17 protein-coding genes are annotated in these 18,858 nt (G+C 69.4%); 14 read left to right on the forward strand and 3 right to left on the reverse strand.

The features are described from left to right. Positions 1 to 51 precede the first annotated feature (51 nt). From HCR12_RS03380 to HCR12_RS03390, 3 genes are read left to right on the forward strand one after another with little or no spacing between them, the layout of a single operon-like run. A complete protein-coding gene (locus HCR12_RS03380) occupies positions 52 to 2,895 on the forward strand; it encodes an alpha-L-rhamnosidase (protein WP_166867764.1) in 2,844 nt (947 codons plus the stop codon). Between the two features lie 2 nt (positions 2,896 to 2,897). Next, on the forward strand, positions 2,898 to 3,944 hold the full coding sequence (locus HCR12_RS03385; RefSeq protein WP_166867762.1) for an amidohydrolase family protein: 1,047 nt from the start codon (positions 2,898 to 2,900) through the stop codon (positions 3,942 to 3,944). A gap of 8 nt (positions 3,945 to 3,952) precedes the next feature. Next, positions 3,953 to 5,248: a DUF3500 domain-containing protein gene (locus HCR12_RS03390; protein WP_166867760.1), complete on the forward strand. Its 1,296-nt coding sequence runs from the start codon at positions 3,953 to 3,955 to the stop codon at positions 5,246 to 5,248. 6 nt (positions 5,249 to 5,254) lie between these two features. Here the strand turns inward: HCR12_RS03390 and HCR12_RS03395 are convergent, their stop codons facing one another. Then, positions 5,255 to 6,193 (reverse strand): LysR family transcriptional regulator, encoded by a 939-nt coding sequence (locus HCR12_RS03395; RefSeq protein WP_166867758.1) that lies wholly within the window; start codon positions 6,191 to 6,193, stop codon positions 5,255 to 5,257. 107 nt (positions 6,194 to 6,300) lie between these two features. On the opposite strand from HCR12_RS03395, the gene hpaD reads away from it, so the two are divergent. The 11 genes from hpaD to HCR12_RS03450 all read left to right on the forward strand — a co-directional run bounded on the left by hpaD (position 6,301) and on the right by HCR12_RS03450 (position 17,948). After that, on the forward strand, positions 6,301 to 7,299 hold the full coding sequence (hpaD, locus tag HCR12_RS03400) for a 3,4-dihydroxyphenylacetate 2,3-dioxygenase (RefSeq protein ID WP_166867756.1): 999 nt from the start codon (positions 6,301 to 6,303) through the stop codon (positions 7,297 to 7,299). A gap of 88 nt (positions 7,300 to 7,387) precedes the next feature. After that, entirely contained in the window at positions 7,388 to 8,851 is a 1,464-nt protein-coding gene (locus HCR12_RS03405) for a fumarylacetoacetate hydrolase family protein (protein WP_166867754.1), read from the forward strand. After that, on the forward strand, positions 8,848 to 9,528 hold the full coding sequence (locus HCR12_RS03410; RefSeq protein ID WP_166867752.1) for a GntR family transcriptional regulator: 681 nt from the start codon (positions 8,848 to 8,850) through the stop codon (positions 9,526 to 9,528). The genes HCR12_RS03405 and HCR12_RS03410 overlap by 4 nt, the downstream gene beginning before the upstream one ends. Further along, the gene (gene hpaH / locus HCR12_RS03415) at positions 9,518 to 10,303 is read left to right on the forward strand and encodes a 2-oxo-hept-4-ene-1,7-dioate hydratase (protein ID WP_166867749.1); all 786 of its coding nucleotides are present in this window, start codon (positions 9,518 to 9,520) and stop codon (positions 10,301 to 10,303) included. The genes HCR12_RS03410 and hpaH overlap by 11 nt, the downstream gene beginning before the upstream one ends. After that, positions 10,288 to 11,088: an HpcH/HpaI aldolase family protein gene (locus HCR12_RS03420; RefSeq protein ID WP_166867747.1), complete on the forward strand. Its 801-nt coding sequence runs from the start codon at positions 10,288 to 10,290 to the stop codon at positions 11,086 to 11,088. The genes hpaH and HCR12_RS03420 overlap by 16 nt, the downstream gene beginning before the upstream one ends. Positions 11,089 to 11,097: 9 nt before the next feature. Beyond that, positions 11,098 to 11,925: a siderophore-interacting protein gene (locus HCR12_RS03425; protein ID WP_166867745.1), complete on the forward strand. Its 828-nt coding sequence runs from the start codon at positions 11,098 to 11,100 to the stop codon at positions 11,923 to 11,925. Positions 11,926 to 11,954: 29 nt separating this feature from the next. Next, entirely contained in the window at positions 11,955 to 13,415 is a 1,461-nt protein-coding gene (locus HCR12_RS03430) for an NAD-dependent succinate-semialdehyde dehydrogenase (RefSeq protein WP_166867743.1), read from the forward strand. A 232-nt stretch (positions 13,416 to 13,647) separates the two neighbouring features. Continuing rightward, positions 13,648 to 14,892 (forward strand): FAD-dependent oxidoreductase, encoded by a 1,245-nt coding sequence (locus HCR12_RS03435; RefSeq protein WP_191412352.1) that lies wholly within the window; start codon positions 13,648 to 13,650, stop codon positions 14,890 to 14,892. Further along, complete coding sequence (gene glmU / locus HCR12_RS03440; RefSeq protein ID WP_166867739.1) at positions 14,889 to 16,337, forward strand: bifunctional UDP-N-acetylglucosamine diphosphorylase/glucosamine-1-phosphate N-acetyltransferase GlmU; 1,449 nt, start codon at positions 14,889 to 14,891, stop codon at positions 16,335 to 16,337. The genes HCR12_RS03435 and glmU overlap by 4 nt, the downstream gene beginning before the upstream one ends. Positions 16,338 to 16,465: 128 nt before the next feature. Further along, positions 16,466 to 17,443: a ribose-phosphate diphosphokinase gene (locus tag HCR12_RS03445; protein WP_166867737.1), complete on the forward strand. Its 978-nt coding sequence runs from the start codon at positions 16,466 to 16,468 to the stop codon at positions 17,441 to 17,443. Between the two features lie 163 nt (positions 17,444 to 17,606). Beyond that, positions 17,607 to 17,948: a four-helix bundle copper-binding protein gene (locus tag HCR12_RS03450; protein ID WP_166867735.1), complete on the forward strand. Its 342-nt coding sequence runs from the start codon at positions 17,607 to 17,609 to the stop codon at positions 17,946 to 17,948. Positions 17,949 to 17,992: 44 nt separating this feature from the next. Here the strand turns inward: HCR12_RS03450 and HCR12_RS03455 are convergent, their stop codons facing one another. Together HCR12_RS03455 and HCR12_RS03460 are read right to left on the reverse strand one after the other, a co-directional pair. Beyond that, on the reverse strand, positions 17,993 to 18,304 hold the full coding sequence (locus HCR12_RS03455; protein WP_166867733.1) for a hypothetical protein: 312 nt from the start codon (positions 18,302 to 18,304) through the stop codon (positions 17,993 to 17,995). A 124-nt stretch (positions 18,305 to 18,428) separates the two neighbouring features. Continuing rightward, positions 18,429 to 18,815, reverse strand: a complete 387-nt coding sequence (locus HCR12_RS03460) for a type II secretion system protein (protein WP_166867731.1) — start codon at positions 18,813 to 18,815, stop codon at positions 18,429 to 18,431. Between the last annotated feature and the right edge of the window lie 43 nt (positions 18,816 to 18,858).

Raw genomic sequence — 18,858 nt, forward strand, 5'->3', positions numbered from 1 at the left:
AACGTGAGGAACGGCTGAGCGCACCCTCTGCCTAGGGTGTGGGGTATGTCGATGACGAGTCTCCCTGAGCGGGCTATCTCCGCCGTGGAGATCGCCTCCCTGCGGGCGGAGCTCCGCTCGGACAGCGCCTGGGTCGCCGTCGCGCGGCCGCGACTGAGCTGGACGGTATCGGCGAATCCGGGCTGGCAGCAGGTGTGGGCCGAGATCCGCTCGGGCCGTGAGGCCGTCCGCGTCGGCGACGAGAGCGCGTTCGTTCCGTGGCCGTTCTCCGACCTCGCGGCCGGCGAGCGCCGTCGCGTCGCAGTGCGTGCGGCATCCGTCGACGGACGCGTCACAGCCTGGAGCGACGAGCTCGAGATCACCGCGGCCTTCACCGACGAGTGGGTCGCGCGCCCGATCGCCCTCGCGAATCCGGACGCAGCAGCGAGGCCGGCGCTGCTGCGCACCGAGTTCGTCGCTGAGAAGCCCATCGATCGCGCGCTCCTGCTCTGGACGGCATTCGGCTTCGCCGAGGTGAGCGTCAACGGCATGCCCGCCGACGACGCAGTGCTCGCGCCCGGGTTCACGAGCTTCCACCTGCGCACGGTGCACGAGAGCGTCGATGTCACGCATGCGGTGCAGTCCGGGGCGAATGCGATCGGGGTGCGTCTCGCGGGCGGCTGGTACACCGAGGAGTACCACGTCCTCACCGCGCCGGCGAGATTCTTCGGAGAGCAGCCCGCATTCGCCGCTCAGCTCGAGCTGCACTACCGGGACGGCACGCGCGCGGTCATCGCAACGGGACCGGAGTGGACCGCCATCGCCGACCCCGAGGTCGTCGCGAGCGGCGTGTACGCGGGGGAGACCGTCGACACCCGCGGCGCGACGCCCGGATGGGACGAGGTCGGAGGCGGTGCCGACTGGCCTGCGGTCCGCGCGCCCGACGCCACCATGCCGCGTCCCACGCCGCGCATCGCACCACCCGCGCGCCGCGCTGAGACCGTTCCGGTTCAGAAGGTGCTCACAGCGCCCGACGGAGGCACGATCCTCGATTTCGGCCGCAACCTCGTCGGTCGTCTTCGCATCCGCGTCGCGGGCCCGTCGGGTTCGCGCATCGTGGTGCAGCATGCCGAGCTGCTCGACGGCGGCGACCTCGCCCTGCGACCGTTGCGCCGCGCCGCTCAGCGGGATGAGTTCGTGCTCTCCGGCAGGGGCGAGGAGTGCCTCGAGGCGCGCTTCACCTTCCACGGCTTCCGCTTCGCGCGGGTCGACGGTTGGCCCGGATCGGTCGATCCCGCGGCGATCGAGGCCGTCGTGATCGCGACCGACATGACGCGCACGGGCTGGTTCGAGAGCTCCCATGAGCTCGTGAACCGTCTGCACGAGAACGTCGTGCAGACGATGCGCAGCACCTACATCGCCGTTCCGATGGACTGCCCGCAGCGGGACGAGCGTCTCGGCTGGACGGGCGACACCCAGCTCTTCGCCCCGACCGCGGCGTTCCTCTTCGACTGCGAGGCGTTCCTCGTCTCCTGGCTTCGAGATGTTGCGGCCGAGCAGGAACGAATCGGGACGGGCCTCGTGCCGCTCTTCGCTCCGTCGGTCGTGCCGCAAGTCTCGGAGCAGGGGCTCATGGCCGGATGGGGTGATGCGATCGCGATCGTGCCGCGCGTGCTCGCAGCATCGAGCGGCGACCCCGATCTCCTCGCGGAGCTCTACCCCGCGATGCGCAGCTGGACGCGCGCCGTCATCGGCGCGCGGGACCCGGACGGACTGTGGACCGCGGGTCGACAGCTCGGCGACTGGCTCGATCCGAACGCGCCAGCGGACGCGCCCGCGCGTGGTCGCACCGATTCGGAGATCGTCGCGACCGCGTACGCCGTGCACACCACCTCGCTCGTCGCCGACATCGCGGACAAGCTCGGCCACCACGACGACGCCGTCCTGTTCCGTGCTGCAGCCGAGGACTCGCGGCAGGCGTTCGTCGCCGCCTACGTGACGCCCGCGGGTCGGATGATGTGCGACACCCAGACGGCCTACGCCCTCGCGCTCTCTCTCGACGTCGTGATCGAGCAGCCCCTGCGCGGCAAACTCGCCGACCGACTCGCCTCCGTCGTGCGCCGCGACGGATACCGGATCGCCACGGGCATCGTCGGCACGGCCCACATCGCGCGCGCGCTCTCCGAGAACGGCCACGTCGACGCAGCTGAGCGGCTGCTGCTGCAGACGGCGGCACCGTCGTGGCTGTCGCCCGTGCTCCTCGGTGCCACCACGATGTGGGAGCGCTGGGACGGTCTGCTGCCCGACGGCAGCATCAACCCGGGCGCCATGACCTCGTTCAACCACGTCGCCCTCGGCTCGATCGCTGCCTGGCTGCATGAGGACGTCGCCGGTCTCGCTCCTGCCGCGCCCGGCTACCGCCGCATCCGCATCGTGCCGCAGCCGTTGCGAGGGCTGAGCAGGGCGCGCGCCGAGCACCTCACTCCCTACGGAATCGCGGCTGCAGGTTGGGAGCGCGACGGCGACGAGATCCGCGTGACGGCGGTCGTGCCTCCCAACACCAGCGCCGAGGTCGTGCTGCCCGACGGGCGCACCGCCGAGGTGCGCTCGGGCGAGTTCGCGTGGACGGTGCGCGACGCACCTGTCGAGCGACCGCCGGCGGTGACCCTCGACTCGTCGCTCGCGCAGCTCGCCGACGATCCGCGTGCATACCGCGCCTTCCACGATGCACTTGCGACGTCCCCGAACCCCTTCGTCGCGAAGGCGACAGCGGCGAACGCGGTGTACCGCGAGACCCTGCGCGTCCGCGACCTGCTCGTATTCGCCGACCAGAAGACCCTCGCCTCCGTGGGGCACGCGCTCGCCGCGGCCACGGGGGCGACCACCGAGCCCGACCCAACAAGAAGCGAGGACTGACGATGACCGTCGTCGACATCAACATCCACCACCTGCCCGAGGACCTCTTCTCCAACCCGAAGATCCTCAACGGCTTCCTGAACTCCGCGCCGCGTGGCTTCGGCGAGATCGCCAGTGTGGGCGAGACTCCGGATGGCCGCAAGCAGCTCATCCTCGAGAAGCCCAAGGGATTCCAGAACCTCAACTACGTCGACGGCGACTACAACGCCGAGGCCAAGCTCAAGGCGATGGATGACGCGGGTGTCGACTACGGCATCATGCGTGTGCCCGTCTGGCAGGAGTGGCTCGACCTCGAAACCTGCCGCGCCGTCAACGACAACGCTCAGCAGATCGTCGAGCAGTCGGGCGGACGCCTGTTCTCGACCGCTTGCGTTCCCCCGTGGGGTGGCAAGGAGAACATCTACGAGCTCGAGCGCGCCGTCGACAATGGCGCCGTGGGCGTGCAGCTCGCGTGCCATTACGGCCAGCTGTACCTCGACGACGAGGTGTTCGAGCCCTACCTCGCGGTGCTCGACAAGCTGGGGCTTCCCGTGATCGTGCACCACACGCCGCTGCCGGTCGAGTGGAAGTCGGTCATCGACTACACGAACCTCCGCCGCGAGTACGGCCGGATCATGGACCAGGGGATCGCGGTCGGCCGCGAGCTCTTCAGCGGCATGTTCGACAAGTTCCCGAACCTCAAGTTCATCCACACGATGTTCGGCGGCAACTGGTTCGCCAACACCGCGCTTCTCACCCCGCACGCGACGGTCAAGAAGGAGGCTCTCAACCGCCTCGACCCGACGGGCGGCGACAAGATCCGTCAGTACCTCGAGAACAACATCTACTTCGACATGACGCACCCGCACTCGTGGGGCAAGGACCAGGTCGAGGCCGCGGTCAAGATCAACGGTGCAGATCACTACCTCTTCGGTTCGTCGTTCCCGGTGTTCTACAGCTGGATGAGCCAGGGCGTCGAGTTCATGAAGAACGAGATCGAGGTCTCGGATGCCGACCGTGAGGCCATGCTCTCGGGCAACGCCAAGCGCCTCTTCAACCTCCCGATCTGAGGCACGAGATGAGCGAGAACGACAAGGACATCGACGGCTTCTTCTCGACGGCGCGCGTGAGCGGTCGAGAGGAGGCAGTCGAGCTCGGCGAGGAGAGCTATCGCGACTTCCTGCTGCCTCTCGATCACGAGAAGCTCGCCCCGTGGCGAGGCATGGGCTACGAGGAGTTCACGGCCGCTCGCCAGGGCAACCCGTTCCTGCAGCAGCTGCTCGACGACTGGGACGCGCTCTACGCCGAGCCGTTCGTGGGTATCACGACAGACGGCGTTGTGCGCGGCGACGTCTGGTCGCTTGAGCCGGGGGGCACCGCCGACACCGCGCTGGTCGAGGCGGCGCAGCGCTTCCTCGCGGAGCTGCCCGCCGAGGCGCGTGCGAAGGTGCTGTATCCGATTGATGCCCCTGACTGGCGGGGGTGGAGCAATCCGGAGTTCGTCTTCCACCGCAACGGCCTGCGACTCGAGGACCTCGCGGAGCAGGACGCGCAGCGTGTGTTCGACATCCTCCGCGCGGCATTCAGCCCCGAGGGCTACGACCGACTCATCGAGGCGATGGAGCTCAACGGCTTCCTCGGTGAACTCGTCGACCTGCCGACCGTGATGAACGCGCGCAGCTACTGGTTCTCGATCTTCGGGGAGCCATCGCTCGCGGCGCCCTGGGGGTTCCAGCTGTTCGGGCATCACGCGGCGATCAACTTCGTCACCGTCGGCGGTCGGGATGTCGTCGCGCCGTGCTTCATCGGGGCGGAACCCGCGCTCACGGACACGCGGCCCCCCATCTTCGACGAGCGGGAGAAGCTTGCGATCGAGCTCGCGCAGTCGTTCGCACCCGAGCAACGCGCGAAGGCCGTCGTGTTCGAGTCGGTGCTCGACCCCGCGATGCCGGAGGGGCGCCTGCATCCTGCCGATGAGCGGCACGTCGCGGGCGCGTTCCGCGACAACCGTGTCGTGCCGTACGAGGGCATTCCCGTGTCCGAGTTCACGGATGGGCAGCGCGCCCTGCTGCGGCAGATCGTGGAGGACTTCCACCTGCTGCTGACCGGACCCCAGCGGGCGGCGACCATGGAGGAGTTCGAAGCGCACCTCGATGAGACGTGGTTCTCCTGGTACGGCGCGACCGACGGCTCGCAGCCCATCTACTTCCGTGTGCAGAGTCCGGTGATCATCGCCGAGCTCGACAACCATGCGGGTGTGTGGCTGAGCAACACCCTGCCAGCTCGCTTCCACGTGCACAGCACGCTGCGGTTGCCGAACGGCAACGACTACGGCAAGGCGTACATCCAGCGGATCGCCACGCCGGAGGCCTGAGCCGCGTCACTCCGAAGAGACCGCCGTCCACCCGTCGGCGGTCTCTTCGACGACCTCGAGCAGGCGCGACAGCGACGCGCTCCGGCGTTCCCCGGCGCGCGTCACGACGAGTGCGCGCAGCGGATCGGGTGGGGGTGCGAGCCGGTGCAGATCGACGCCGCCGCGGATGGGGCCTTCGGGATCCGGGATGAGCGCGACGCCGAGCCCCGCCGCAACGAGCGGGAGCATCGTCTGGATGGTCTCGACGCTCCGGAGCGCGTGCGGCACCACGCCGTGCGACTCGAGGTAGTCGTCGATCGCCTCCGGGAGGCTTGCGAGCGCGGGGGTGCGTCTCGGAACCAGCAGCGGATGCTTCGCGATCTCCACCGCGGAGATGCTCTCTCCCGGGAAGGTGCCGATGGGGGAGAGCGCGACGAGCGGCACCGTTCCCCAGTCGGTCACGCTGAACGATCCCTGCATGCGCTCCGCAACCTGCTCGGGGCGCGAGACGAGGATCGCTGCGGCATCAGCGGTTCCCTGCTGCAGCATGTCGAGCGCCGTCCAGGGCGGCGGATCGATGAGCCGAGCCTCGACGTCCGGGGCGATGCGCGCGAGACCCGCCAGCAGTCGCGGCACGCGCTGCCAGAGGAGCGCGGGCACCGCCGCGATCGTGAGCGTGCCGCGAGTACCGGCGCCGAAGCCGGCGAGTGCACGTTCGGTTTCCTCGACCTCGCCGAAGATGCGGGTCGAGGCGTCGAGCAGGTAGCGCCCCGCGGCGGTCGGCTCGACGCCGCGCGACGTACGGATGAGGAGGGCGACCCCGAGCTGGGCTTCGAGTTTGCCGATCGCGGCGCTCAGCGACGGCTGGGTGAGGTGGAGTCGCTGAGCCGCTGCGGTGAGCGAGCCAGCGTCGACGGCGGTCTGGAAGGCCCTCAGCTGGCGAAGATCGAGGCGGGGTTCGGCCATTCCCCAACCATAGACAGAATCTATGGCTCTGCAAGGAGAATCGGTCTTCCTCAATGGCGGGCCCGTCGCTTGACTGGGCGAAACGTCCTGTTCGAATGGAGTCGACGATGACCTTGCCGGTCTGGAACCAGAACCCGGAATTCGACATCACCCGTGCCAGCCACACGGTGCTGTCCGTGACCGACCTCGCCGCGTCGCGTGATTTCTACCGCGATGTCGTGGGTCTCGTGGTCACCGAGGAGACCTCGGGTGCCGTCTACCTGCGCGGTCTCGAAGAGGCCTGCCACCACAGCCTCGTGCTCGAGGAGGCGAAGGAGGCGCACGCGCTCTTCGTCGGGCTGCGTGTGCGCACCGATGCCGACATCGTCGCCGCCGAGAAGTTCTGCAAGGACAACAACCTCCAGCACCGCCGTGTCGAGCGTCCGTTCCAGGGGGCGACGCTGCAGTTCCGCGACGCCGTCGGCACCCACATCGAGCTCACGAGCGAGATGGAGGTCGTGCCGCGCAAGTACCAGGCGTTCCACGAGTGGGTGGCGGGCGCGCCGCAGCGCATCGACCACTACCAGGTCGTCACGTATGACGTGCAGAAGGCAACCGACTTCTGGTCCCACCTCGGCATGCGCATGTCGGAATACACCGCAGCGGGCGCCGACGACGAGCTGTGGGGTGCCTGGCTCGAGGTCAAGGGCAACACCCACGATCTCGTGTTCACAAATGGCCGCGGCCCGCGCCTGCACCACTTCGCATTCGCGGTGCCGGACGCCTCGGCGATCATTCACGCCGCGGACGTCGCGGGCGCCCTCGGCAAGGGCCAGGAGATCGACCGCGGACCTGGTCGCCACGGCCTCAGCAACGCGCTCTTCCTGTACCTGCGCGACCCCGACCAGCACCGCATCGAGCTCTTCAACTCGCACTACCAGTTCATCGACCTCGAGACGCCGCCCATCCGCTGGGACGTCACCGATCCGCGCCGTGCGCAGCTGTGGGGCATGCCCGCGTCGAAGCGGTGGTTCTTCGAGGCGAGTGAGTTCCCGGAGGAGGCTGTCAACGAGCCGACTCTGTCGGCCAGTCCTCAGACGCTCGAGGACTTCCTCGGCATCCACTGATCTCCTGGGCCCGCAGACGCACCGGGGGGTCGGATGCGGGCCCAGGATCATATACGATCTATCGGAGGACGGCAAAGGAGACGGACACATGACGCAGGAGACGACCGCTCAGGCGATCGCGCAGGCCCGCACGATCATCGCGGTGCACGTGGCCTACGCATCGCGGTCCGACGAGCTCGGCCGTCGTCCGTCGGCGCCGTCGTACTTCCTCAAACCCACGAGCACCCTCGCGGCATCCGGATCCGCCGTCGAGCGTCCCGCGGGCACCGAGCTGCTCGGCTTCGAAGGCGAGATCGCTCTCGTCATCGGCCGCTCAGCGCGACGCGTCTCCGTCGCAGATGCGTGGGAGCACGTGCGCTGGGTCACCGCGGCGAACGACTTCGGGCTCCACGACCTCCGCACCGCAGATGCCGGATCCAATGTCCGCTCGAAGGGCCGCGACGGCTACACGCCGCTCGGCCCGGTTCTGATCGACGCGAGCGCGCTCGAGCCGGACGCCATCCGGGTGCGCACGTGGCGCAACGGCGAACTCGTGCAGGAGGACACCACCGCAGGGCTGCTGTTCCCATTCGCCCAGATCATCGCCGACCTCTCGCAGCACCTCACGCTCGAGGCCGGTGACATCATCCTCACCGGCACCCCCGCGGGCGCCTCCGTGGCGCTCCCGGGTGACACGGTCGAGGTCGAGGTCGACGCGCCCAGCACGCCCGGTGCCCCCACCTCGGGGCGACTTGTCACGAGTGTCGTCGAAGGCGCGGGGGATTTCGATCCCGCTCTCGGATCCCTCCCCGCCGTCGATGACGCGCTGCGCGTCAAGCTCTGGGGATCGCGGGCGGCCGCCGGTCTTCTCGAACCCGTCGCCCTCGACCCCCGCCTCAAAGCCAAGCTGCTCGCAGCACCCACCGCCGGGCTGTCGGCGCAGCTGCGCCGCCGCGGACTCGACGATGTCACGATCGACGGCGTCCGCCCGCTGCATCCGGGCGCCAAGATGGTCGGCGTCGCGCGCACCCTGCGCTTCATCCCCGCCCGCCCCGACCTCTTCGCGAGCCACGGCGGCGGCTACAACGCCCAGAAACGCCTCTTCGACTCCGTCGGACCGGACGAGATCATCGTCATCGAAGCACGCGGCGAATCCGGCTCAGGAACCCTCGGCGACATTCTCGCCATCCGCGCGAACGCCGCAGGTGCCGCGGGCATCGTCACCGACGGCGGCGTGCGCGACGTCGTCGCCGTCACCGAGGTGGGTCTCCCCGTCTACACCCGCGGCCCGCACCCGGCTGTGCTCGGGCGCAGGCACGTGCCGTGGGACACCGACATCACGATCGCCTGCGGGGGCTGCGCCGTGCAACCCGGCGACATCCTCGTGGGCGACGCGGACGGCGTGGTCGTCATCCCGCCGTCGATGGCCCACGAGATCGTCGACGCCGCCCTCGCTCAGGAGGCGGAGGACGCCTGGATCGCCGAGCGCGTCGCCGAAGGCGGCCGCGTCGAGGAGCTGTTCCCCATGAACGCCGCATGGCGGGCGCGCTTCGACGCGGAGCACAGCGCATGACCGCCGAGCTCGACAAGGCGCAGCGCGCGCACCACCACATCCGCGAACGCATCCGGTCGGGCGAGTACCCGCCCGGCAGCCGCCTCGTGCTCTCGACGATCGCCGCCGAGGCTGGCATGAGCGCGGTGCCCGTGCGCGAGGCGATCCGGATGCTGCAGGCGGAGGGGGTCGTCACGTTCGAACACAACGTCGGCGCCCGTGTCGCGCACGTGGATGAGGTCGCGTATCTGCACATCATGCAGTCACTCGCGGTGGTCGAGGGTGCCGCGACGGCGCTCGCCGCGCCCGGGCTGAGTGACGTCGCGCTGGCCGACGCCGACGCTGTCAATGGTGAACTCGCGGCACTGCTCGACCACTTCGATTCCAGCCGCTACGCCGAGCTCAACCGCCGCTTCCACGAGATCCTCACGTCGACCTGCCCCAACCCGGAGCTCGTCGCACTCGCGCGCGCCCAGCACGCGCGCCTCGTCACGGTGCGCGACGACAGCTGCGCGTTCACCCCCGACGGAGCGCGTGAGTCGGTCCTCGAGCACGCGCAGCTGCTCGAGCTCATCCGCACCCACGCCGATGCCCAACGCATCGAACACCACATGCGCGAGCACCGCCTGCGGGCGAGCGGGGCGTTCCTCGCCGGTCGCACCCCCGAATCCCAGAAGGAGATCTCTGATGCTTTCTGAGCAGACGATCCGCGAGATCGCCGACGAACTCGCAGCCGCCGAGGAAGCTCGCACCATGGTGCCGCTGCTCACGGCGCGCTATCACGGCATGACTGTCGAGGACTCCTACGCCGTGCAGAACGAATGGCGCCGACGAGGCGTCGCCGCCGGCCGCCGCCTCGTCGGCCGCAAGATCGGCCTCACGAGCAAGGTCATGCAGGTGGCCACCGGCATCACCGAGCCCGACTACGGCGCGATCTTCGCCGACATGGTCTACGAGAACGGCTCCGTCATCGAGCACGGCCGCTTCTCGAACGTGCGCATCGAGGTCGAGCTCGCGTTCGTGCTCGGCCAGGACCTCGAGGGCCCGGAGGTCACGGTCTTCGATGTCATGCGCGCGACCGAGTACGTCGTCCCCGCGCTCGAGATCCTGTCGAGCCGCATCGAGATGCAGGGCCGCACGATCGTCGACACCATCAGCGACAACGCCGCGATGGGCGCCATGGTCTACGGAGGGCAGCCGTTCACGCCGTCCGACGTCGACCTCCGCTGGATCAGCGCGCTGCTCTACCGCAACGAGACCATCGAGGAGACGGGCGTCGCCGCGGGCGTTCTCAACAATCCGGCATCGGGGGTCGCATGGCTCGCGAACAAGCTCGCCGCCCACGGTGACACGCTGAAGGCGGGCGAGATCATCCTCGCCGGCTCGTTCACACGCCCCATGTGGGTGCACCCGGGTGACACCGTGCTCGCCGACTTCGGACCCCGGGGGACCATCTCATGCCGCTTCGTCTAGACCCCACCTTCCGTGACCATCTCGCCGAAGCCGACCGCCCGCTCGCGGGGGTGTGGGTGTGCAGCGGCTCGGCGCTCGTCGCCGAGATCGTCGCGGGCGGCGGTGTCGACTGGCTGCTCATCGACATGGAGCACTCGCCCAACGGCCTCGAGTCGGTGCTCGCGCAGCTGCAGGCCGTCGCGGCGTACCCCGCTGCGCCGCTCGTGCGCGTGCCGGTGGGCGATGTCGTCGTCCTCAAGCAGGTGCTGGATCTCGGCGCGCAGAACATCCTCGTACCGATGGTGAACACGGCGGAGGAGGCACGCGCCGTGGTCGAGGCGGTGCGCTACCCGCCGCGTGGACGCCGTGGCGTCGGCTCGGCGCTCGCGCGCTCGGCCCGCTGGAACCGTGTCGATGACTACCTTGTGAACGCCGACGCCTACACGAGCGTTTTCGTGCAGGTCGAGACTGCAGAGGCCGTCGAGAGCGCGGGCGAGATCGCCGCGGTCGACGGCGTCGACGGCGTATTCGTCGGGCCGAGTGACCTCGCGGCCTCGATGGGGCACCTCGGGCAGCAAGGGCATCCGGAGGTTGTGGCGGCTGTGCAGCGCGCGTTCGGTGCCGTCCGCGCTGCCGGCAAGCCGGTGGGTGTGAACGCCTTCGATTCAGCCGCGGCACGCGCCTACGCCGACGCCGGTGCGTCGTTCGTGCTCGTCGCGGCCGACGTCGCCGTGCTCGCGCGCGCCGCCGAGAGGGTGGCCGCCGACTGGGGACAGGCCGCGGCAGTCGACCGCGCCTCGTACTGAGAGGACGCCATGCGCCCCACAGATCTCGACGCCGGACGCTTTGCCCGCACAGGCGGACGCAATCGCTTCACCGCGCGTCAGGCTCACGTTGCCGACGTCCGTCGGCTCGGTGACGACGTCGTTCGCGTGACAGTCACCGGGCCCGATTTCGCCGACTTCCCCGAGCCGGGACCTGCCGATCACGTGCGCCTCTTCTTCCCGCGCGAGGATGACGGTGTGCTCGTCGCCCCGCGCGCGGTCGGCGCTGCCGAAGACGGCATCATCCGCCCCGACGAGCCCGTGATCTCGCGCGACTTCACCCCGGCGGGGGTGAGGCGCAGCGCCGCGGGTGTGGAACTCGACCTCGATTTCCTGCTGCACCCCGATCCCGGCCCCGCCGCGCGTTGGGCAGCTCGTGCCGAAGAGGGCGACGAGATCGTCGTCGTCGGGCCTCGCGGATCGAAGCACGCGCCGCCCGGGGCCGACGGGTTCGTCCTCATCGTCGACGGCACAGCCCTTCCGAGCGCCGCCCAGTGGATCCGAGCGGCTGACGAGCGCCCCACCACCGTGCTTGTCAGCGACCCGGCCTCCATTGCACAGGCGCACGTGTATTTCGACGCGGTCGGTGTGACCCCTACCCGCATCGATCAGCACGACGGCACGGGCGCGGATCTGGTCATCGGCGACGGCGATTTCGTCTTCGCCGCCGGAGAGGCGAATTCGCTCATCCCGATCCGCGCGGCCCTGCGCGCGCAGGCGCTGCCGCCTGCGCAGTTCGCGGTGTCCGGCTATTGGAGACGTGGTGTCGTCGCCTTCGACCATCACGCCCCGCTCGACCCCGCCCACCCCGACGACTGAGTCGGCGACCCCACCCCTGAGGAGTTCAGATGCACACCGAACGCGAGAACGCTCTGCTGGCGAGCGTGCCGACCGGGCTGTTCGTCGACGGTGTGTGGCGCCCGGGATCGGGCGGGCGCACGATCGACGTCGTCGACCCGGCGACAGGTGGGCGCATCGCGCAGATCGCCGACGCGACGCCCGAGGACGGCATCGCCGCCCTCGATGCCGCCGACCGTGCCTTCTCGAACTGGGCGGCGACCCCCGCGCGCCGACGTGGCGAGATCCTGCGCCGTGCCTTCGACCTGCTCCAGGAGCGCGCCGACGACTTCGCGCTGCTGATGACCCTCGAGATGGGGAAGCCGCTCGCCGAGGCCCGGGGAGAGGTCACCTACGGCGGCGAGTTCCTGCGCTGGTTCGCCGAGGAGGCCCCGCGACTCGATGGACGATATGGCCCGAACCCGGAGGGCACCGGGCGGATGATCGTCACTCAGCACCCCGTGGGGCCGTGCTTCCTCATCACTCCGTGGAATTTCCCGCTGGCCATGGCGACCCGCAAGATCGCCCCCGCGCTCGCGGCTGGCTGCACGGTCGTCATCAAGCCCGCGACGCTCACCCCGCTCACGACCCTCGCCTTCGCAGCGCTGCTGGAAGAAGCGGGTGTGCCCGCGGGCGTCGTCAACGTCATCACGACCTCGACCTCGAACGCCGTGTGCGAGCCGATCATCCGCGACCCCCGCTTGCGCAAGCTCTCGTTCACCGGATCCACCGCCGTCGGTCAGACCCTGCTCGCGCAGGCCGCGCACGGGGTGCTGCGCACCTCGATGGAGCTCGGCGGCAACGCGCCGTTCGTCATCTTCGAGGACGCGGATCTCGAACTCGCGGTCGAGGGCGCACTGGCGGCGAAGTTCCGCAACATCGGGCAGGCGTGCACCGCCGCCAATCGCTTCTACGTGCATCGCGCGCTCGTGGATGAGTTCACAGCGCGCATCACCGAGCAGGTCGCCGGTTTCCGCGTCGGGCGCGGAACCGCGGACGGTGTGCGCATCGGACCGCTCATCGACGCCAAGGCCGTCGCCAAGGTGCACGAACTCGTCACCGACGCCGTCTCGCGCGGCGCGCGCGTGCTCACAGGCGCAGAGCCCGTCGAGGGCTCCGGAACGTTCTACGCGCCCACCGTGCTCGCCGACGTGCCCGCCGGATCCGACATCCTCCGTGAGGAGATATTCGGCCCCGTGCTCACGATCGTTGCGTTCGACGACGAGGACGAGGCAATCGCCCTCGCCAATGACACCGAGTACGGGCTCGTCTCCTACGTGTACACCCGGGATCTGGCCCGCGGACAGCGCATGATCGACCGGCTGCAGACCGGCATGATGGGCCTCAACGTGGGCGTGGTCTCGAACGCTGCGGCACCGTTCGGAGGGTGGAAGATGTCGGGACTCGGCCGCGAAGGCGGCGCGGAGGGCATCCACGAGTACCTGCAGACGAAGTACACGATGACGCCGTGATGAAGATCGCCGCGAGCGAAGCGGCCGGATACCTCACGGGCGTCGACATCCTCATGGACGGCGGCGTGATCACCGGCCAGCAGGTCGCCAAGGGCAAGTAGCCCGCATCGACGACGGCCCCGGCATCGCGCCGGGGCCGTCGTCATCGGGTGGCGGCGTGGCACTCGCGCGGGCAGGATGGGAGTGCTCGCCCCCCACCACCACAGGAGCACCCGTGCGGCCCGATGAATCCATGCACGACACGCCTCGCGTCGATGTCGCGATCGCCGGGGGCGGTCCTGCGGGTCTCGTCCTGGGGCTGCTGCTGGCTCGCGCCGGGCTGCGTGTCACGGTGTTCGAGAAGCACCGCGACTTCCTGCGCGACTTCCGCGGCGACACCGTGCATCCGAGCACCCTCGACCTTCTCGACGACCTCGGGCTGTTCCCGGCTTTCGACGCCATCCCGCACACGCGCGTCACACGCGTCGGGATGCCGGGGACCGAGGCATCAGGGGACGCGCCGCCTCTCGTCGATTTCGCGCGGCTGCGGGTGCGGCATCCGTACATCGCGATGGTGCCGCAGTGGGACCTGCTCGACCTGCTTGCGGCCGCCGCGGCGGCCGAGCCCGGCTTCGAGCTGCGGATGGCGCATGAGGTGACAGGTCTCGTGACCGTCGGCGACAAGGCGGTGGGCATCGAGTACCGCGGCCCCAACGGCACCGACGTTCTGCTCGCGGAGCTCGTGGTCGCGTGCGACGGTCGGCATTCGGCGATCCGTTCGGCCGCGGCTCTGCCGGCCCGGCGGTTCCGGGTGCCGTTCGACGCCTGGTGGTTCCGCGTCGAGACGGATACGCGTCAGTTCGAAGGGCTTCTTCCCCGCATCGGTCGCGGTTCGGCAGTCATCTGCATCCCCCGCCGCGGCTACCTGCAGATCGCCTACCTCGGTCCGAAGGGCACCGATGCCGAGCTTCGGGAGCGCGGCATCGAGGCGCTGCGTGAGGAGGTCGCTTCGCTCCTCGACGGAATCCCTGTCGGCGCGGAGGAGCTCCCCAGCATGGATGTCGTGAAGCATCTCGATGTGCGGGTCGATCGCCTGCGACGCTGGTGGGCACCCGGACTGCTCTGCATCGGCGACGCCGCCCACGCCATGTCACCCGTCGGAGGCGTCGGCATCAATCTCGCCGTGCAGGATGCAGTCGCGACGGCGCGCATCCTCGCCGAACCGCTTCGGCGCGGGAGCGTCCGCACGCAGGACCTGGCGCGGGTGCAGCGCCGACGCGCGTTCCCCACCCGCGCGACGCAGGCCCTCCAGCGCATTCTCCACGCCCGGCTGATCCGCCCCGTGCTCGCCGGCCGGATCACCGCCGCGCCGAGGGCAGCAGTTCGGCTCATGCGCACATTCCCCGCGCTCGCGGTGGTGCCCGCGCACATCGTCGGGCTGGGGGTTCGACCTGAGCGTGCGCCGGAGTGGGCTCGGCGCGCCAGAATAGAGCCATGACCGACCCTCGCCTCGCCGTCATCGTCCTCGCCGCCGGAGAGGGCACGCGCATGCGATCCCGCCGCGCCAAGGTTCTGCACCCGATCGCCGGGCTCCCGATGCTCGGACACGTGCTCGCCACCGCGGCCCGGCTCGAACCGGCGTACATCGAGGTCGTCGTGCGCCACCAGCGCGACCAGGTCGCCGAGGCGGTGCTCGAGTACTCCGCCGACGCCCGCATCGTCGACCAGGACGACATCCCCGGCACCGGCCGTGCGGTCGAGCTCGCCGTCGAGGCGCTCCCTGCCGACTTCGACGGCGATGTCGTCGTCGTCTCGGGAGATGTTCCGCTGCTCGACGCCGACACGCTCGCCGACCTCATCGCGCAGCACCGCGCCGCCCACGCAGCGGCCACCATCCTCTCCGCCGTGCTCGACGACGCCACCGGCTACGGCCGCATCGTGCGCGACGCCGACGGGGGAGTGGCCCGCATCGTCGAGCACAAGGACGCCGACGACGACGTGCGCGTGATCACCGAGGTCAACTCGGGCAGCTACGTCTTCGCTGCCGCCGCGCTCCGTCAGACGCTCCCGCAGGTGGGCACCGCCAACGCGCAGGGCGAGAAGTACCTCACGGATGTCGTGGGGCTTCTGCGCGCCGCATCCGCTCCCGTCGCCGCCGTGCCCGTCGCCGACGCCTGGCGTGTCGAAGGCGTCAACAACCGGGTGCAGCTCGCCGAGCAGGCCGCCCGACTCAACCAGATGATCGTGCGCGGGCACCAGATGAACGGCGTCAGCATCCAGGATCCGGCCACCACCTGGATCGACCTCACCGTCTCGATCGGCGAAGACACCGTCATCCTGCCGAACACGCGCCTCGCGGGCGCCACCACGATCGACCGCGATGTGACCATCGGTCCCGACACCACGCTCGTCGACTGCGAGATCGGCGAGGGAGCTATCGTGAAGCGCACCGACGCGACGCTCGCCCTGATCGAGGCGTACGCCGAGGTCGGCCCGTTCGCCTACCTCCGCCCCGGCACGATTCTGCGCGGCGGCGGCAAGATCGGCACCTTCGTCGAGACGAAGAACGCCGAGATCGGCCGCGGCTCGAAGGTGCCGCACCTGTCGTACATCGGCGACACGGTCGTCGGTGAGAAGTCGAACATCGGCGCCGGTACCATCACCGCCAACTACGACGGCGTCAATAAGCACCGCACCACCGTCGGCTCCCACGTGCGCACCGGAAGCCACAACGTCTTCGTCGCCCCGGTCACGATCGGGGACGGCGTCTACTCGGGTGCCGGAACCGTCATCCGCAAGGACGTGCCGGCCGGTGCCCTCGCCATGAACGTCGCGCCCCAGCGCAACATCGAAGGCTGGGTGGAGGCGAACCGCGCCGGAACAGCTGCCGCCGAGGCTGCCGCTGCGGCGCGTGAGGCGCAGGACGCGACCGCCACCGAGTAGGGCGCGGATCCGCCTGATCGGGCTGGCCGATCACATGATGCGAACTCCGATGACACGCGCGGACCGCGCACTCATATGCACGCATTAGACTCGGCATAGGCCACGAGCGAGAGCGGGTAGCGGGAACATTGTCCGGCATCAAGATCAGCGGTGAGAAGCGTCTCGTAGTGGTATCCGGTCGGGCGCATCCGCAGCTCGCCGCCGACATCGCCGAGGAGCTCGGCACCGAGCTCGTCGAGACGGAAGCCCGCACCTTCGCCAACGGCGAGATCTACGCGCGATTCGGCGAATCCATTCGCGGATCCGACGTCTTCCTCATCCAGTCGCACTGCTCGCCCATCAACGAGTGGGTCATGGAGCAGCTCATCATGGTCGACGCGGCCAAGCGCGCGAGCGCTAAGCGCATCACCGTGGTTGCCCCGTTCTACCCCTACGCCCGCCAGGACAAGAAGGGTCGCGGCCGCGAGCCGATCTCGGCCCGACTCATCGCCGACCTGTACAAGGCCGCGGGCGCTGACCGCATCATGAGCGTCGACCTGCACGCCGCGCAGATCCAGGGCTTCTTCGACGGCCCCGTCGACCACCTCTTCGCGATGCCGGTGCTGCTCGAGCACTTCCGGAAGAGCGTCGACCCCGAGACTCTCACCGTCGTCAGCCCCGACATGGGTCGGGTGCGCGTCGCCGACATCTGGAGCGACCGCCTCGGCGCCCCGCTCGCCATCATCCACAAGCGCCGTGACCCGCGCGTCGCCAACCAGGTGAGCGTGCACGAGATCGTCGGCCAGGTCGAAGGCCGCGACTGCCTCCTCGTCGACGACCTCATCGACACCGGCCGCACCATCGTGAAGGCCGCCGAAGCTCTCAAGGCGCGCGGTGCCAAGAGCGTCATCGTGGGCGCCACGCACGCCGTCTTCTCCGACCCCGCTGTCGAGATCCTGCAGTCCGACTTCATCGACCAGGTCGTCGTCACCGACACCCTGCCGATCGAGGAGTCGAAGCGCTGGGATCGTCTCACCGTGCTTCCCATCGCGCCGCTGATCGCGCGCGCCATCCACGAGGTGTTCGACGACGGATCCGTGACGTCGATGTTCGACGGCGCGGCCTGATCCGCGGTTCCTGATCCGCGGACCGCTGTTCCCCTGGCCCTGAGCCCGGCCTAGTCTGCTCGTGTGCGCCCAACAGGGTGCCGACGGGAGGATCGGGACGATGGACATGATGGGAATGTCGACGATGATGGGCTCGATGCCCCCCTCGGCGACGGGAGCGGACATGTCGACGATGCAGGAGTGCATCGAGGCGTGTCAGGCGTGTTCGATGGTGGCGACCATGTGCGCCGACGCGTGCGCCGGCATGGACGGCATGGGCCGCTGCAGCTCGATGTGCATGAACATGGCCGACATGGCGACGACAATGATGCAGATGATGCTGCGTCCGATGGCGCACGACATGACGGTGATGCGCTCCATGCTGGAGGCGTGCGTCGTCATGTGCCAGGCCTGCATCGACGAGTGCAGCATGCACGCCGACCACCACGAGCCGTGCCGCATCTGCATGATGGCCTGCGAGAACATGCTCTCGGCGTGCGAGTCGCTGATCGCGAAGCTCGGCTGAATCCGGGACTCAGTCGTTGACACCCGACGCGACGGGCTCGAGCCTCAGGCCTCGAGCACGCGCACGTTGAGCAGCGCACCGCCGATGGAGACCACGCCCGCGACGGGGTGGTAGCCGACAGGTTCGCCCGGGGCGAGCTCGATGCCGAGGTGGTGCCACAGCACCACACGGGTGCCGTCGAGGGTCGTGAGCTCGAGCACGCGCTCATCAGCAGATGCGAACGCGTCCACCCAGCGGCTGGGGGTGCTGCGCGCCACCAGAGCCTGCATGGGGTGGATGCGGTGCCCCGCCCCTGAGCACGCCTCGGCGCACATGAAGGAACCGGCTTCCTGCTGAACGCGTGTCGTGTCGTCCATGGGGTCACCTCGATTCGGGGGCTGCGGATGCGTCGGCGGGTGCGACTGCCCGATCAGGTTACGTGCGCGCTCCCGAGAGCCTTCCGGATCCCGTCACACAGCGAAACAGACCCGCTGAGCGGCGTCACACATCCGTGCCGGGAGTCCCGGGTACGACCTTGATCTCGGGGATGAAGCCGAGGAACTGCAGCTGCGTCTCGGTGCCGTTGAACGCCGTCGCGTAGCAGTACCAGCCCGGGCCCTCGAAGCCGCCGAACTCGAAGCGCGCCTCCGTCATCGCCGCCTGGGATGCCGTCGTGGATGCGACGATCTGGCACGCGAGCTCAGCCGTGCGCGACGCGGTGCCGAGTCCGATGATGATGCCGGGCAGCACAAGGCCGATGATCGCGAGCACCACGACGACGCGCGCGATGCGCTGCATGCGCCGACCGCGCAGCGTTCCCGCTTCGCCCGGAACGTAGCCCGCCAGCTCGGGGTGCTCGTCCGGATCCTCGTGCTCGCGTCGCTCCACCTCTCCAGTCTCCCACCATGCCCGCGCCCTCGCCTGGGCAGCG

It is taken from the genome of Salinibacterium sp. ZJ70 (assembly GCF_011751865.2).
GTDB lineage: Bacteria > Actinomycetota > Actinomycetes > Actinomycetales > Microbacteriaceae > Homoserinibacter.

What these genes read in the sequence shown, in the direction of transcription:
- HCR12_RS03380 (WP_166867764.1), top strand. Translation starts at nt 52, where the DNA reads ATGACGAGTCTCCCTGAGCGGGCTATCTCCGCCGTGGAGATCGCCTCC.
- HCR12_RS03385 (WP_166867762.1), top strand. Translation starts at nt 2,898, where the DNA reads ATGACCGTCGTCGACATCAACATCCACCACCTGCCCGAGGACCTCTTC.
- HCR12_RS03390 (WP_166867760.1), top strand. Translation starts at nt 3,953, where the DNA reads ATGAGCGAGAACGACAAGGACATCGACGGCTTCTTCTCGACGGCGCGC.
- HCR12_RS03395 (WP_166867758.1), bottom strand. Translation starts at nt 6,193, where the DNA reads ATGGCCGAACCCCGCCTCGATCTTCGCCAGCTGAGGGCCTTCCAGACC.
- hpaD (WP_166867756.1), top strand. Translation starts at nt 6,301, where the DNA reads ATGACCTTGCCGGTCTGGAACCAGAACCCGGAATTCGACATCACCCGT.
- HCR12_RS03405 (WP_166867754.1), top strand. Translation starts at nt 7,388, where the DNA reads ATGACGCAGGAGACGACCGCTCAGGCGATCGCGCAGGCCCGCACGATC.
- HCR12_RS03410 (WP_166867752.1), top strand. Translation starts at nt 8,848, where the DNA reads ATGACCGCCGAGCTCGACAAGGCGCAGCGCGCGCACCACCACATCCGC.
- hpaH (WP_166867749.1), top strand. Translation starts at nt 9,518, where the DNA reads ATGCTTTCTGAGCAGACGATCCGCGAGATCGCCGACGAACTCGCAGCC.
- HCR12_RS03420 (WP_166867747.1), top strand. Translation starts at nt 10,288, where the DNA reads ATGCCGCTTCGTCTAGACCCCACCTTCCGTGACCATCTCGCCGAAGCC.
- HCR12_RS03425 (WP_166867745.1), top strand. Translation starts at nt 11,098, where the DNA reads ATGCGCCCCACAGATCTCGACGCCGGACGCTTTGCCCGCACAGGCGGA.
- HCR12_RS03430 (WP_166867743.1), top strand. Translation starts at nt 11,955, where the DNA reads ATGCACACCGAACGCGAGAACGCTCTGCTGGCGAGCGTGCCGACCGGG.
- HCR12_RS03435 (WP_191412352.1), top strand. Translation starts at nt 13,648, where the DNA reads ATGCACGACACGCCTCGCGTCGATGTCGCGATCGCCGGGGGCGGTCCT.
- glmU (WP_166867739.1), top strand. Translation starts at nt 14,889, where the DNA reads ATGACCGACCCTCGCCTCGCCGTCATCGTCCTCGCCGCCGGAGAGGGC.
- HCR12_RS03450 (WP_166867735.1), top strand. Translation starts at nt 17,607, where the DNA reads ATGTCGACGATGCAGGAGTGCATCGAGGCGTGTCAGGCGTGTTCGATG.
- HCR12_RS03455 (WP_166867733.1), bottom strand. Translation starts at nt 18,304, where the DNA reads ATGGACGACACGACACGCGTTCAGCAGGAAGCCGGTTCCTTCATGTGC.